Annotated in this window: 17 protein-coding genes; 14 read left to right on the top strand and 3 right to left on the bottom strand. The window is 49.4% G+C overall.

Annotation, left to right across the window (positions count from 1 at the left end):
* Window positions 1-26 precede the first annotated feature (26 nt).
* From NY07_RS14175 to NY07_RS19720, 13 genes are all read left to right on the top strand, one after another.
* Entirely contained in the window at window positions 27-971 is a 945-nt protein-coding gene (locus NY07_RS14175) for a YbgA family protein (RefSeq protein WP_033540022.1), read from the top strand.
* The gene (phrB, locus tag NY07_RS14170; protein WP_033540021.1) at window positions 968-2,374 is read left to right on the top strand and encodes a deoxyribodipyrimidine photo-lyase; all 1,407 of its coding nucleotides are present in this window, start codon (window positions 968-970) and stop codon (window positions 2,372-2,374) included. Before NY07_RS14175 ends, phrB begins: the two co-directional genes overlap by 4 nt.
* 13 nt (window positions 2,375-2,387) lie before the next feature.
* Window positions 2,388-2,819: a nuclear transport factor 2 family protein gene (locus NY07_RS14165; protein ID WP_033540020.1), complete on the top strand. Its 432-nt coding sequence runs from the start codon at window positions 2,388-2,390 to the stop codon at window positions 2,817-2,819.
* Window positions 2,820-2,830: 11 nt separating this feature from the next.
* Window positions 2,831-3,547 carry an SDR family NAD(P)-dependent oxidoreductase gene (locus NY07_RS14160; protein ID WP_033540019.1) on the top strand — a complete coding sequence of 239 codons (717 nt, stop codon included), beginning with the start codon at window positions 2,831-2,833 and terminating at the stop codon, window positions 3,545-3,547.
* 2 nt (window positions 3,548-3,549) lie between these two features.
* Complete coding sequence (locus tag NY07_RS14155; RefSeq protein ID WP_033540018.1) at window positions 3,550-4,803, top strand: NAD(P)/FAD-dependent oxidoreductase; 1,254 nt, start codon at window positions 3,550-3,552, stop codon at window positions 4,801-4,803.
* On the top strand, window positions 4,800-5,573 hold the full coding sequence (locus NY07_RS14150) for a DUF1365 domain-containing protein (protein WP_033540017.1): 774 nt from the start codon (window positions 4,800-4,802) through the stop codon (window positions 5,571-5,573). Before NY07_RS14155 ends, NY07_RS14150 begins: the two co-directional genes overlap by 4 nt.
* Before the next feature lie 89 nt (window positions 5,574-5,662).
* Window positions 5,663-6,943: an SAM-dependent methyltransferase gene (locus NY07_RS14145; protein ID WP_033540016.1), complete on the top strand. Its 1,281-nt coding sequence runs from the start codon at window positions 5,663-5,665 to the stop codon at window positions 6,941-6,943.
* Window positions 6,921-7,436, top strand: a complete 516-nt coding sequence (locus NY07_RS14140) for a DUF2878 domain-containing protein (RefSeq protein ID WP_052125721.1) — start codon at window positions 6,921-6,923, stop codon at window positions 7,434-7,436. The genes NY07_RS14145 and NY07_RS14140 overlap by 23 nt, the downstream gene beginning before the upstream one ends.
* Before the next feature lie 8 nt (window positions 7,437-7,444).
* Window positions 7,445-7,933, top strand: coding sequence for a chalcone isomerase family protein (locus NY07_RS14135; protein ID WP_033540015.1), 489 nt, complete (start codon window positions 7,445-7,447; stop codon window positions 7,931-7,933).
* A complete protein-coding gene (locus NY07_RS14130; protein ID WP_033540014.1) occupies window positions 7,930-8,460 on the top strand; it encodes a DUF3833 domain-containing protein in 531 nt (176 codons plus the stop codon). Before NY07_RS14135 ends, NY07_RS14130 begins: the two co-directional genes overlap by 4 nt.
* Before the next feature lie 255 nt (window positions 8,461-8,715).
* Window positions 8,716-9,444, top strand: a complete 729-nt coding sequence (locus tag NY07_RS19730; protein WP_235363940.1) for an FAD-binding oxidoreductase — start codon at window positions 8,716-8,718, stop codon at window positions 9,442-9,444.
* 8 nt (window positions 9,445-9,452) lie between these two features.
* Window positions 9,453-9,857, top strand: a complete 405-nt coding sequence (locus NY07_RS19725; RefSeq protein WP_235363939.1) for a hypothetical protein — start codon at window positions 9,453-9,455, stop codon at window positions 9,855-9,857.
* Window positions 9,858-9,860: 3 nt separating this feature from the next.
* Window positions 9,861-10,100, top strand: a complete 240-nt coding sequence (locus NY07_RS19720) for a BBE domain-containing protein (protein WP_235363938.1) — start codon at window positions 9,861-9,863, stop codon at window positions 10,098-10,100.
* Between the two features lie 72 nt (window positions 10,101-10,172).
* Here NY07_RS19720 and NY07_RS14120 read toward each other — a convergent pair whose 3' ends face one another.
* The 3 genes from NY07_RS14120 to NY07_RS14110 form a co-directional block, all read right to left on the bottom strand.
* A complete protein-coding gene (locus NY07_RS14120) occupies window positions 10,173-10,739 on the bottom strand; it encodes a VOC family protein (RefSeq protein ID WP_033540013.1) in 567 nt (188 codons plus the stop codon).
* A 12-nt stretch (window positions 10,740-10,751) separates the two neighbouring features.
* Window positions 10,752-11,723, bottom strand: a complete 972-nt coding sequence (locus NY07_RS14115; protein ID WP_033540012.1) for a DUF3187 family protein — start codon at window positions 11,721-11,723, stop codon at window positions 10,752-10,754.
* 65 nt (window positions 11,724-11,788) lie between these two features.
* Window positions 11,789-12,328, bottom strand: a complete 540-nt coding sequence (locus NY07_RS14110) for a L,D-transpeptidase family protein (RefSeq protein ID WP_033540076.1) — start codon at window positions 12,326-12,328, stop codon at window positions 11,789-11,791.
* A gap of 144 nt (window positions 12,329-12,472) precedes the next feature.
* Between NY07_RS14110 and NY07_RS14105 the strand changes: the two genes are divergently transcribed.
* A complete protein-coding gene (locus NY07_RS14105; protein ID WP_033540011.1) occupies window positions 12,473-13,300 on the top strand; it encodes an ion transporter in 828 nt (275 codons plus the stop codon).
* Window positions 13,301-13,333 lie beyond the last annotated feature (33 nt).

The following is a 13,333-nucleotide window of genomic DNA, read 5'->3' as shown; positions in this document are numbered from 1 at the left end:
GGCCCAATGTGCTAAGTGGAGGAGCCATGACAAAAAAGTTAAAGATTGGCATTAGTGCCTGCGTAATGGGAGAGCCGGTGCGTTTCGACAGAGGCCATAAGAGATCAGGCTTTTGTATGGAGCAGTTGGCTGATTTTGCCGAATTTAAGCCAGTGTGTCCCGAGATGGCCATTGGCCTGCCGGTGCCCAGACCGACGATTAGGCAGATCATCAGAGACAATATTATTACTGTCTCTCGTCCTGACGGCAGTGGAGATGTCACAGAAGACTTGAAGGCTTTTGGTGCTAAAGCGGCCCAAGGCTATAAGGGGTTAGCGGGTTTCGTGTTTTGTGCCAAGAGCCCAAGCTGCGGCATGGAGCGGGTTAAGGTGTATCACCACCACGGTAAAGGCTCTGAGTCTACCGGCGTGGGAATATTTGCCGAGCAGGTGATGAAGGCTAACCCCTTGTTACCCTGTGAAGAAAATGGCCGCCTGAACGACCCCATTATTCGGGAAAACTTCACGACACGTATCTTTACTTATCAGAAGTGGTTGGATCTGCAGGCTGAGGGGATCACCCGTCATAAGCTTATTCAGTTTCACAGTGCCCACAAATATCTGGTAATGAGCCATCATGTGGAGAGTTATCGTGCCTTGGGACGCCTGTTGGCGCGAGCCGATATCAGCATCGAGGAGCAAGCACAGCTTTATATCTCTGGCCTGATGGAAGCGCTCAAGCACAAGGCATCCCGTCGTAGTCACACCAATACACTGCAGCATCTACAAGGCTATTTTAAGCGTCAACTCGATGAGAAGAAGCGCCATGAACTGACCCAGGAGATCGCCGCCTATCGTGAGGGGCTGACGCCGTTGCTGGTGCCTTTGACACTGATCAAGCACTATCTGATTGAGTTTCCTAATGAGTATCTGCAGCAGCAGACTTACCTGAACCCTCATCCTAAGGAGTTGAGATTGAGGTATGGCTATTGAGTGCACTATTGTGGCTGAGGCGAGATTTTCGCGTCCATGATAACCCAGCCTTGACCGAGGCGTTGAGGCTGGGAGTGAAACAGGCACTCTTTATCGCGACCCCGGGCCAGTGGCAACACCATGACATGGCGCCGATAAAGGTCGATCTTATTCGTCGACATCTTGCTCTGATGGCAAGTCAGTTAAAAGAGTATGGTATCGCGCTACAGGTGCTCTCCGCGGCTGATTATACGCAGCAGGTGAATTTGCTTAACCACTTTTGTCAACGCCAGGGGATAAAGCTGCTGCTGGCCAACAGCGAACCTGAACTCGATGAGGTGATACGAGACAAGCAGCTGTTGGACGTCGGTCTGGACCTAAGGTTGTGGCAAAACGATACTATCTTGCCCCCGGGGAGCGTACGCAACCAGCAGGGCGAGATGTTCAAGGTCTTTACCCCCTTTAAGAAGGCCTGGCTTAAGCTTGTCGCCAGTTCCGGCATTGAGTGTCTACCAACGCCAGCTAAACCCTCAACCCTTGTTTTGCAGACCACCGCTGATCTCACTCTTGAGTCGATTGAGTTTGACTATCCCAAGGTAGATTCGAGTCGTTGGCCAGATAGTGCTCAGGTGATGGAGAACCTGTTACCGAGTTTCTGGGAAGACAAACTGCTCGACTATGCTGAGCGGCGGGATTTTCCAGCTATAAAGGGCACTTCAGGACTCTCTCCCTATCTGGCGATTGGCGCGATTAGCCCACGCTGGTTGGCATTGCAACTGGTGCAGCGCCACCCTGAGGTGATTTATGACATGCAGCATGGGGCCTTTAGTTGGCTTAATGAGTTGATCTGGCGTGATTTTTATAAGCATCTGCTGTTTCACTTTCCTGAGCTTATCAAGGGTAAAAGTTTTCAGCCCAAGTATCAGTCGCTGCCTTGGCCCAATAACCAGGCTCACTTTCAGGCTTGGTGCGAAGGTCGCACAGGTTATCCCATTGTGGACGCGGCGATGAAACAGCTTCGACACACCGGTTGGATGCACAATCGACTGCGCATGATAGTGGCTAGCTTTTTGACTAAACACCTGCTGGTGGATTGGCACTGGGGTGAACGTTTCTTTATGCAGCATCTCATTGACGGTGATTTCAGTGCCAATAACGGCGGTTGGCAGTGGGCGGCAAGCACAGGTTGTGATGCTCAGCCTTACTTTAGGATCTTTAATCCCATTACTCAGAGTCAGAAATTTGATCCTCAAGGTCAGTTTATTCGTAAGTATCTACCAGAGCTTAATGATGTGCCGGATAAGCAGATTCACTTTCCCCATGAATATTTAGAGAGTCAGGGGAAGATGGGAAGCTACCCGGCGCCGATAGTCGATCACAAGGCGGCGCGCTTGCGGGCCTTAGCCTTTTATAAAGTGGAATAGGAAAATAAAGACGATGACGCAGGCATTATGGTTACAAAACTTTATCGCCGTGTATGGCGAACTGGGGACAGATAACCTGGAGGCGCTGCGTCAGGTCTATCATCCCGAAGTTGAATTTATCGATCCTCTCCATAATCTCAAGGGGCTAGAGGAGTTGCTAGATTATTTTGACGGACTCTATTTACAGGTGGTCAGCTGTGATTTCACTATCGATCATGTCATCGAGCAACAAAGTGAAGCCGCTGTCTACTGGACCATGACGTTTAGGCACAAGCAATTAAACGCAAGCCAACCTATTGAGGTGGAAGGGCATTCACGACTCGGCGCCAAAGATAATAAGGTGATCTACCACAGGGACTATTTTGATTTGGGCACCATGCTGTATGAGCACCTGCCCGTGTTAGGTAGCATTATTCTTGCGGTCAAGCGCCGAGCAGTCAAATAGGGGAGCAGATGATGAATGTAATGATCACTGGCGCCACTTCTGGCATAGGGCAGCAGTTAGCTTTGGCTTACGCCAAAGCGGGCGATAAGGTACTGGCCTGCGGCCGTAGTCAGGCCAAACTTGCCACCCTCACGGCGAGTCAGCCCAATATCAGTGGTTTGTGTTTCGATCTGCTGCAATATGATAGTTACCCTCAGCCCGATCCCAATCAGGGGCCGCTTGATCTCTTGATCCTCAACGCAGGTGATTGTGAGTACATAGACGATGCTTTGAACTTTGATGCCGAGCGTTTCGACAAGATCATCAACATTAACCTTATCTCTATAGGCTATGCGTTACAGGCGTGGCTGCCATTAATGGCACCCGGTGGTCGTTTGGTGCTGATAAGCTCCAGCGCACAACTGCTGGCCCTGCCGCGTGCCGAGGCTTATGGTGCCTCTAAGGCGGGATTGAGTTATCTGGCCAGAGTGTTGGCAATCGATTTGGCAAAACATGATATTGCCGTAACCCTAGTACACCCAGGGTTTGTTCAGACTCCGCTGACGGATCGTAATACCTTTGCTATGCCGATGATCATCAGCGCCGAGTCGGCTGCCGAAACCATTGTACGCGGCATAGCCAAGGGCAAGAGCGAGATCCGCTTCCCACGCCTGTTTGTATTTATGATGCGCCTGCTAGCGCTGCTACCTTTCCCTCTCTGGCGCCGTCTGGCATTAAGGATGGTATAACAATGAAAAAAATTGCCATTATTGGCTCTGGGATCTCAGGGTTAACCTGTGCCTATCTCTTGGATAAACATTATGAGGTGACCCTGTTTGAGCATAACGATTATGTTGGTGGCCATACCGCCACAGTGGACCTGCATCACCAAGGGCGGGACTATGCCATCGACACAGGCTTTATCGTGTTTAATGACAGAACATACCCCCATTTCAATCGACTACTGGAGATGTTGGGAATAAGCGGTCAGCCCACCGAGATGAGCTTTAGTGTCCATAACAGACAGAGCGGATTTGAGTACAATGGCCACGGGTTAAACTCGCTGTTTGCTCAGCGTCGTAACCTGTTTCGTCCCCGTTTCTGGCGCTTGATCCGTGAGATATTAAAATTCAATGCCCTTTGTAAGCAAAGTTATGCCGATAACGATATTCCTGAGGGAATGCGTTTGGGCGAATTTTTGCAGTTGCATGGCTTTTCCCGTTTCTTCTGTGAACATTACATCTTGCCCATGGGCGCAGCGATTTGGTCCACCAGTCTGGCCGAGATGGAGCAGTTTGAGCTGAAGTTTTTTATTCGTTTTTTCTACAACCATGGCCTGCTCAATATCAGTGACAGACCCCAGTGGTACGTGGTCCCTGGTGGCTCTCGCCAATATGTTAAGGCGATTCTGGCAAGCCTTTCACAGCCGGTGCGCCTCAATAGCCGTATCGACAAGGTGACGCGCCAAGACGATAGCGTTCAGCTTTTGATGCAATCGGGCGAGTCACATGAGTATGATGAGGTGATCTTTGCCTGTCACTCGGACCAAGCTTTGGCCCTGCTGGGAGATGCCAGTGAAGCCGAAAAAGCTGTCTTGGGCGCAATTCCCTATAGTCGCAACGAGGTGGTGCTGCACACGGATGTTGGCATGTTGCCCAATCGGCCCTTAGCCTGGGCAAGCTGGAATTATCGGCTGGACGATAATGTCAGTCGCCCGGCCTGCGTCACCTACAACATGAATATTTTACAGGGCATAGACAGCGACACGACCTTCTGCGTCACCCTTAACCAGAGTGAGGAGATTGACCAGAGCAAGGTGCTGCGAAGCTTTGTCTATCATCACCCTGTGCTGAACGAGGCCAGCTGCCGAGCTCAACAAAGACGTCTGGAGATCTGCGGCCAGCATCATACCCATTTTGTTGGGGCCTATTGGTATAACGGCTTCCATGAAGATGGGGTGCGTAGTGCCTTGGATGTGACCAAACGCTTTGGCATGACCCTATGAGCGCGTTAAAAACCTCGTTTCAAGAGCATAGCGGCATCTACACAGGTCAGGTGCGTCATCGCCGCTTTGGCGATGTTGAGCATGCCTTTCAATATCGCCTCTTCATGATGGGGCTGGACCTTGATGAGCTGCCAGCGCTCACCCAGCGGAGTCGGTTGTTTGGCACAGACTGGTTCAATCCCATTCGATTTAATGAAAAAGATTACCTCAAAAATGAACCTGGAAGCTTAAAGCAACGTATTGGTCACAAAGTCAGAGCATTAGGTGGTAGTTGGCAGGAGAGTAACCGGGTGTTGATGTTAGCCCAGTGCCGCTGCTTAGGGATCTATTTCAGCCCGATTAATTTCTACTTCTGCTATGACGAGCAAGACAGTTGTGAGTATATGTTGGCCGAAGTGAGTAATACGCCTTGGAATCAAAGGCATTACTACTTGTTGAGGTTAGATGGCGAGATGAAGATAAAGAAGGCTTTTCATGTGTCGCCCTTTATGGAGATGGAGATGACCTATCATTGGCGCGTCTCCCCCCCCTCAGCTAAGGCCTTAGTGCATATCGAGAATCACAAAGAGCATAAGGTGTTCGACGCGACCATGGCGCTGACCAGAGAGTCAATAAACCAGAAGAGTTTGTTGCGTACCTGGATAAGCATACCATCGATGACGGTGAAAATGGTCGCTGGGATCTACTGGCAGGCGCTCAAGCTGTATCTTAAGCGGGTGCCTTTTATTTCCCATCCAGATACGGACGGCGCCAGTGGTTCTATAAAATAGCGACGGCCAGAGTTAGCGAGAACGACTAGCCAGAGTTAGCCAAAACCAATAGTCACAATGTGACGGTATATTCAGTTAGCGAGGTAGAAATGGAACAGATAGTCAAACAAGAAAACGGTGTAAGGCCTCGCGGCGCGGCAATCTCTGTTGGCACCAACAACAAGTATCGTAATTTGGTGATCCGATTACTGGGTGAACTTGACAATGCTAGCCTTGAGCTTATTGAAGGCGATAATCATCTGATACTTGGTGACCGTGAGGCGCCCCTAAACGCCCAATTAGTGGTGCATGACCCGCGATTTTACCGGGATGTGATACAAGGCGGCAGTATTGGCGCCGCCGAGGCTTTTCTCGATGGTAAATGGACTAGCCCTAATTTGACCTCTGTGATTCAGGTGATGGCTCGCAACCAGGCGAAGTTGGATGCTATCGAAACTAAAATGGCCTGGCTGACCCGGGTTAAAAACCTGTTCTTGAGACGAAAAAACCTCAATACCGAAACTGGATCTAAGCGCAACATCCTGGCTCACTACGACATAGGTAACGAGCTTTACGAGCGTTTTCTTGATGATTCTATGCTCTATTCTTGTGCCCTCTACAGCGAATCTGCTCAGTCCCTCGCCCAAGCGCAGCAAAACAAGCTGCAAACCATCTGCGACAAATTAGAGCTTAAGCGTGGCGATCATGTAGTGGAGATAGGCACGGGATGGGGCGCGCTGGCGATCTTTATGGCACAGGAATATGGCTGCCGAGTCACCACCACAACCATCTCAGATGCTCAATATCAGTTTGCCAAGGCGCGTATTGAAAAGCTTGGGTTGACTGAGCAGATAACCTTGCTAAAGCAAGACTATCGCCGCCTGTCTGGCAAGTATGACAAGCTGGTCTCAATCGAGATGATTGAAGCTGTAGGTCATGAATATCTGGGTACTTTCTTTTCCACTTGCTCCAAGCTGCTTAAGGAAGATGGCAAGATGTTGATTCAGGCCATTACTATCAGCGATGGGCGTTACGAGAAATACCGTAAAGGGGTCGACTTCATTCAGAAGTATATTTTCCCCGGAGGTTGCCTGCCGTCGGTAGCCGTGATGGGCGAGCATATTGCTGCGCGCACCGACATGGTGATCTGTGACTTGCAAGATATTGGTCTGCATTATGCCAGAACCCTTAATGACTGGCGTCAGGCATTTGAGCAGGCTTGGCCCGAGCTTAACGCCTTGGGTTATGACGATAACTTTAAGCGCCTATGGCTATTTTACTTCTGCTACTGCGAAGGGGCGTTTAAGGAGAGGGTAATTGCGACTCATCATCTGGTAGCGCGCAAGCCCAGATATAAGGGGCTGCAGGATGAAAGCGTTCTGGCTTATTAATCTTGGCTTGTTCCAGCTTGCCTGGTGGTCGGCGGCATTACTGACCGAGTCGGCCAGCTATATCATCGCTGGGCTGATTGTACTGCACTGTCTGTTGTCGCCCAGTTTAAAAGCGGATCTCAGATTGATGGCGCTGCTGCCTCTTGGACTCCTGGTGGATGGTGGACTCATTGCGCTTGGCGTGTTTAGAGGTCTAGAGTTGGCGTTTCCTCTCTGGCTTGTCTTGCTCTGGGTTATCTTCCTGATGAGTCTTAATCATAGTCTCAGGCCCTTGTCGCGGCTGGGACTGCCATGGCTGATGCTTATCGGCGCTTTTGGCGGGGCGGGCAGTTATTGGGCCGGCCTCAACCTTGGCGCGTTAGCCTCTGAGCAGTCTGATCTTAATTTTTGGTTGATTGCAGCGCCGGTTTGGGCCGTGATTTTTCCATTGTTGTTTTGGGGGCAGGGGCTCTTATCTGCCCAGCAAGCTAAGGCTAACAAGGTCATAAAGTGAGGTGAGTCATGGGCAAATATTTATTGCTACTACTCTTTAGTCTGAGCGCTCAGGCCGCTGATCTCGATAGGTTGCACAAGATAGGTAGCGGCGAGATGCAGTTTCTGTTTTGGACTTTATACCGCGCCGAGCTCTATGGCGCAGAGCCGGATTATCAAGCCGCCGGTGACAAGGCGCTGCGGATCAATTACTACCGCGACATCGACAATGATGCGCTTATTGAGGCCACCATAGACCAGTGGCGTCACTTGGGCTACTCAGATGAGCAGATAGTGCGTTGGCAGGCACATATTCAGGGGCTGTGGCCCGACGTGCGTCAGGGAGACAGCCTGACGTTATGGGTTAACACCCAGGGTGACAGTCATTTCTACTTTGGCGACAAGAAACTGGGGCAGATCCAGGATCAGACCTTTGGCGAAGCGTTTCTCGCCATCTGGTTGTCTGAACGCACTTCGGAGCCAGAACTAAGACAAGGCCTATTGGGATTAAGACAATGAAAAAATTCGTTTTAGCATGTTTGCTGTTTCCTATGTTGCTGCTTGGTGGCTGCGGTAGTGCATCTTTAGAGGACTACAGTGATACCTCACCAGCCTTGCATCTCGATGAGTTTTTCGACGGTAAGCTAACGGCCTATGGCATAGTACTTGACCGGTCCGGTACCCTGTTAAGACGTTTCGAAGTGGATATCTTGGCTCACTGGCAAGGCGAAAAGGGAGAGATAAAGGAGTGGTTTCTGTTTGATGATGGCGAGAAGACTCAGCGCACCTGGCAGTTAACCAAGCTTGATGACAATTCCTATCAAGGGAGTGCAGAGGATGTGGTGGGCACAGCTTTCGGTCGCACCCGAGGCGCCGCCCTGTTTTGGCAATATGAGCTTGAGATCCCAGTAGATGGTGAGATCTACCAGGTAACGCTAGACGATTGGATGTTTCTGCTCGATGAAAAGCGCTTATTTAACAAGACCGAAATGAGTAAGTTTGGTATTAAAGTGGGAGAGGTTATCCTGTATATCGAGAAGCACTAAAGTTAAACCTCTTTAAAGCTTGTCCTCTATTAACCAATACACCGCTGTTTTAGTGTGAGTCTGGTTATCTAAACTGGCTGACTTCTACTAAGATAAAGACTTATGCTCTTTTAAATTGCCGTAATTAAATCCGTAAATTGACTTCATTACTCTAACTAGCACCAAGATAGTTGTTGAACTTAAGGGAGTGAGCATAGCACTTATTAGCACATACATTGTTTGCGCGACGATGTGACTCATAAGAGGCAGCTTAATATGAAAGGCTTACAACAATCTCAGGTGGACAGGTTTAAGGCTGAATTTAGTGGCGATGTTATTTTGCCCCAAGACAGCCATTACGATGAAGTGCGACAGATCTGGAATGGCATGATAGATCGAAAACCGGGAATGATAGCCCGATGCACTTCGCCAGACGATGTGGTCAAAGCCGTCAATTTCGGCAGAGAACATCAATTACTCATCTCGGTTCGCGGCGGTGGACACAATATTGCGGGTAAGGCCTTGTGTGACGATGGCTTGATGATCGATCTGTCACTAATGAAACAGGTCAAGGTCGATCCCGACAAACAAGTGGCTTGGGTTGAGCCGGGCTGTACGCTTGAAGATGTGGACAGTGCCACACAAAAACATGGCCTGGCGACACCTGTGGGGATTAATTCCACCACAGGGATTGCAGGATTAACTTTAGGTGGCGGTTTTGGCTGGTTAAGCCGCAAGTTTGGTATGACTGTTGATAACCTGATCTCTGCCAATGTGGTGACCGCCGATGGAAAACAGCATGTTGCCAGTCAAGCCAGCGAGCCAGAACTCTTCTGGGGACTACGGGGTGGTGGCGGTAACTTCGGCATAGTCACTCAATTTGAGTTTAAACTGCACCCTGTGGGGCCTGACCTCCTCAGTGGCTTGATTGTATATCCCTTCGAACAGGCAAAATCAGTTATCAGAAGTTTGCCAACTTTACCGCTAGCGCACCTGACGATTTGAGTGTCTGGATGGTGGCACGTAAGGCGCCACCACTGCCATTTTTACCTGAAGCGGTACATGGAAAAGAAGTGGTCGTGCTGGCGATATGCTATGCCGGCGATCCCGCGGAAGGTGAAAAGTTGATCGCACCGCTTCGTCAATTTGGCACACCTGTCGTTGAGCATGTTGGCGTACAACCCTTTGCCGCCTGGCAGCAAGCCTTCGACCCCTTATTGACGCCTGGCGCACGTAATTACTGGAAATCCCACAATTTTACCGATCTTAGTGAAGCGGCTATCGATACGGCCATTGAATATGCCGGCACCCTGCCCACAGATCAGTGTGAGATCTTTATCGCCTCTATAGGTTGTGCTACTTGCCTGCCTGCTGCCGATGCCATGGCGTATTCGGCCCGTGATGCTCAGTACGTGTAAAATGTGCATGTTCGCTGGGAGTCTGCCGATGACGATAAACGTTGTATCGCCTGGGCGCGGGAGTTTTTTGATAAGACCAAACCTTTTGCCAGCGGCGGCGCCTATATCAACTTCCTGACCGATGATGAAACCGATCGCACCGAGGCAGCCTATGGTGAAACCTATGGGCGTTTGCAGCAACTGAAGAAGCAGTACGATCCGAACAATCTGTTTAGGGTGAATCAGAACATTAAACCCGCTTAAATCGTGCCTTTGTGACTGAACCAGAAGCCAAGTGCCAATCTAACTGGCTACTTGGCTTCTATGGTGATTTAGCTATTTAGCTTCAGAGGCGATAACCGTTTTAATGCCGTGGGGATGAACCTTAATGCAGAGATGTCCGCGTTTGAAGGCGATAGTGGGGTTTGGCAGGCGCTCGTGCTCTCCCTTTGGCGAGCTCATTTTCACCTTAATCTCTGTTTCCTGAGCCAGCACAGGGGCGAGTGTTGGCACCCGCTCGAGTAGCTGCTCACGCAGTGTTTCAATGCTGGTCGCACCGCCAGGCAGCACCAGTTCGATATGCTCCCAACTCTCCATAGGGTACGCTTTGTCGCCAGGATAGGGCAGTTCGACACACTCGATGGATAACTCGCCTAACTGCATTGGTTCGGAAAGTTCGAAGATTAAAATAGGACGGCCATTGATGAGGTTGTTTGAGAGCAACTGCCCCCGCTGCAGAAAATAATCTCGCAGTTCATCTGCTACAGCATTGCTGTTTACCCGAATTGCGACATGATCGCAACTTAAGTCATTTAGTCCTAAATTTGCGATAAAAGTCAGTATCTGTTGTGAAAAATCCGCCCAATCTTGAACGAGCTGACTTGTTATGGTTTGATTTTGCATTTTGCAGAAACCCTATTTGATTCTGTGTCTTAAAGAAAGCGTAAATGAGATATCAGCACTGTTATCCATATTGAAGATATTTTCTAATATGACAAATTCTAGTGATGTTTTCTGCCAGTTATAACGATACCCAAGAACAATTTCGTTAGAGGGGTCAGAGATATCGGCAATGTTGCTCGCTGAGCCTTCATACCAATGATGTTCGAACATGAGTTCCTGATTGTCATCCAGGTCATATTGGTAACCCAATAGCATGGCAAAGGTGGTGTTACGATAGGGTAATTGGGTAAATACCTCTTCGTTGTGGCGATATGAAACCCCAAGGCTGGTGTAAATATGATGACTACGATTTTGATAGCTGTAGTTTAATTGAAGTCCCTGTTCGAATCTTGAGTCTTTAAAAGGGCCTGAGCCCACATGATTGTAATAGAGACTTCCCCCGACAGAGAGGCCGTGATGGGGAGTTTGGATAAGCTGATATTGAGTGTAGAAGCTGAATGCGCTGGATAAGGTTTCACCTTCAAAATCGGTCACCTTGATGCCGTATTCAGGAATAATAATGTTGTTTTGATTGTGCTTAATTTTATCTCGTCCATTCGCATCGAGACCAAATAGTGTGTGAAATTTATCGGTGACATTATCCAAATGGTTATTGGCGGAAAAATTCCAACGATATTGAATGTCTGCTTGCCATTTTTCCGTAAACTGCCATTTGGTGCCCATCAATACACTATTTTGATAGTAGTCCGCATGATATACCTCATTTTCAGCCCAAACACTGGAGCTCGTCGCCGAAATATAGAACTCTTTGGTTTGGTGCGCCAAACTGAAACCAGAACGCAGTTGTGGCGATAACGAATTAGATTGCAGTGGCGACTGGGAATAGGTCATTAATGGACCTAAATTTGTGGCGTTTGCCAGCGATAAGGCGGGGGTAAGCGCTGCTAAGGTGGCTAGGGTAATGATTTCATTTCTGAATGTCATTATACATACTCCTTAGTCCATGGTGGGGCGATTGCGGATGATGGTTATTAGGTAAAGTTAACCGTTTACGGCCAGATCTCTATGGGGGTGCCGGTATCGACGGCGCGCCACAGTTCGTCTATCTCTTCGTTCTTGATAGCGATGCAGCCATCGGTCCAGTTGAGGCGCTGGGCTTCGTCCGGGGTGAGTGAGGAGTTAGGATTTTGGCCGTGGATCATGATCTGTCCACCGGGATCGATACCCAGGGTGGCGGCTCTGAGCTTGTCCTCATCATTTGGGTAGGAGATATGAATGGCGCGGTAGTAGGCGCTGTCGGCCTTTTTATAGTCAAGAATATAGCGACCTTCAGGGGTGCGCTGATCGCCCTCTTGTTGTTTGTGACCCACAGGGCGATCGCCCAGGGCTATCTTGTAACGTCTAACAACTTTACCTTGGCGCATCAATAGCATACTGGCTTCAGATTTATTGACCACCACAAGATCGACCTTGCCCAGCTGGCTCTTGCTGGCACTGTGTGGTGAGCTCAAGCCACTCGATTGCGCCCAGGTAACCCCCACTGGGGCGAGCAGGCAAAGCAGCAGGAGTTGTTTAAAAAATGTCTGCATCATCTTGGTTCGGTAAAATAAAGCCACAACTTGGGTGTTCATCATACCTTATTTTAGATTAAGCTGGATCGGTTAATTCGATGTTGCTGCGGGTGACATCTGGTATGCGCCTCTAGGCGAGAGTCATAAGGATTTTTGATTGCGATGGACGATATCCCCCAAGAGACACTGAAACTAAAGCTAAGGCAGATCATCTTTGGTACAGACACAAAGGCGGGACGGTATTTCGATATCAGCCTTATCGTCTGTATCGTGCTGAGTGTTGCCTTAGTATTTGTTGATACCATTGACAGTATTCACAGTCGTTATGGCGAGTGGATCCGTATCGCCGAGTGGTGCTTTACCGGCATCTTCACCATAGAGTACCTGCTCAGACTTTACTGCTCGGCTCTGCCGGTGCAATATGCCCGCAGCTTCTATGGTGTGGTAGACTTGCTCTCCATCTTACCTAGTTACCTTGCTCTTATTTTTCCTGGGGCCAACTTTACTTTAGTTATCAGGGTGCTGCGGCTGTTTCGGATATTTCGTGTACTTAAGTTGCTGCGCTATCTCAGCGAGGGCAACCTCTTGCTGCGCGCCATGATACAGTCGAGCCGTAAGGTGTTTCTGTTTTTCTTCTCTGTCAGCCTTATTGTCATGGTGCTCAGTGCCATCATGTATGTGGTGGAGGGGCCGGAGCATGGTTTCACCTCTATGCCTAAGTCGATTTACTGGACCATAGTGACTATCACTACAGTGGGTTATGGCGATATTACGCCGCAGACGACTCTGGGGCAGGGGATCGCCGCGCTGACCATGCTGATCGGTTACTCTATTATTGCCATCCCTACAGGTATCTTGACCTCTGAGATCTCACAGGAGATGGTGCGTAAGAAAGATCTGCGCCGTTGTAGCAACTGCCTTAAGATGGGACACGAAGTGTCAGCCCTCTACTGTGATAAGTGTGGCAGCGAACTGGAAACCGATCTTTAGAAGTTTTTGTCTGTGCCAATAGCCAAGGAAAAA

Source organism: Shewanella sp. ECSMB14101 (assembly GCF_000773485.1).
Classification (GTDB): Bacteria; Pseudomonadota; Gammaproteobacteria; order Enterobacterales; family Shewanellaceae; genus Shewanella; species Shewanella marisflavi.
Note: the sequence above shows the minus strand (reverse complement) of the source record. Positions and strands in the feature narration are given on the sequence as shown.

Coding starts and splice junctions, on each gene's coding strand:
- NY07_RS14175 (WP_033540022.1), top strand. CDS start 27: ATGACAAAAAAGTTAAAGATTGGCATTAGTGCCTGCGTAATGGGAGAG.
- NY07_RS14165 (WP_033540020.1), top strand. CDS start 2,388: ATGACGCAGGCATTATGGTTACAAAACTTTATCGCCGTGTATGGCGAA.
- NY07_RS14160 (WP_033540019.1), top strand. CDS start 2,831: ATGAATGTAATGATCACTGGCGCCACTTCTGGCATAGGGCAGCAGTTA.
- NY07_RS14155 (WP_033540018.1), top strand. CDS start 3,550: ATGAAAAAAATTGCCATTATTGGCTCTGGGATCTCAGGGTTAACCTGT.
- NY07_RS14150 (WP_033540017.1), top strand. CDS start 4,800: ATGAGCGCGTTAAAAACCTCGTTTCAAGAGCATAGCGGCATCTACACA.
- NY07_RS14145 (WP_033540016.1), top strand. CDS start 5,663: ATGGAACAGATAGTCAAACAAGAAAACGGTGTAAGGCCTCGCGGCGCG.
- NY07_RS14140 (WP_052125721.1), top strand. CDS start 6,921: ATGAAAGCGTTCTGGCTTATTAATCTTGGCTTGTTCCAGCTTGCCTGG.
- NY07_RS14135 (WP_033540015.1), top strand. CDS start 7,445: ATGGGCAAATATTTATTGCTACTACTCTTTAGTCTGAGCGCTCAGGCC.
- NY07_RS14130 (WP_033540014.1), top strand. CDS start 7,930: ATGAAAAAATTCGTTTTAGCATGTTTGCTGTTTCCTATGTTGCTGCTT.
- NY07_RS19730 (WP_235363940.1), top strand. CDS start 8,716: ATGAAAGGCTTACAACAATCTCAGGTGGACAGGTTTAAGGCTGAATTT.
- NY07_RS19725 (WP_235363939.1), top strand. CDS start 9,453: ATGGTGGCACGTAAGGCGCCACCACTGCCATTTTTACCTGAAGCGGTA.
- NY07_RS14120 (WP_033540013.1), bottom strand. CDS start 10,739: ATGCAAAATCAAACCATAACAAGTCAGCTCGTTCAAGATTGGGCGGAT.
- NY07_RS14115 (WP_033540012.1), bottom strand. CDS start 11,723: ATGACATTCAGAAATGAAATCATTACCCTAGCCACCTTAGCAGCGCTT.
- NY07_RS14110 (WP_033540076.1), bottom strand. CDS start 12,328: ATGCAGACATTTTTTAAACAACTCCTGCTGCTTTGCCTGCTCGCCCCA.
- NY07_RS14105 (WP_033540011.1), top strand. CDS start 12,473: ATGGACGATATCCCCCAAGAGACACTGAAACTAAAGCTAAGGCAGATC.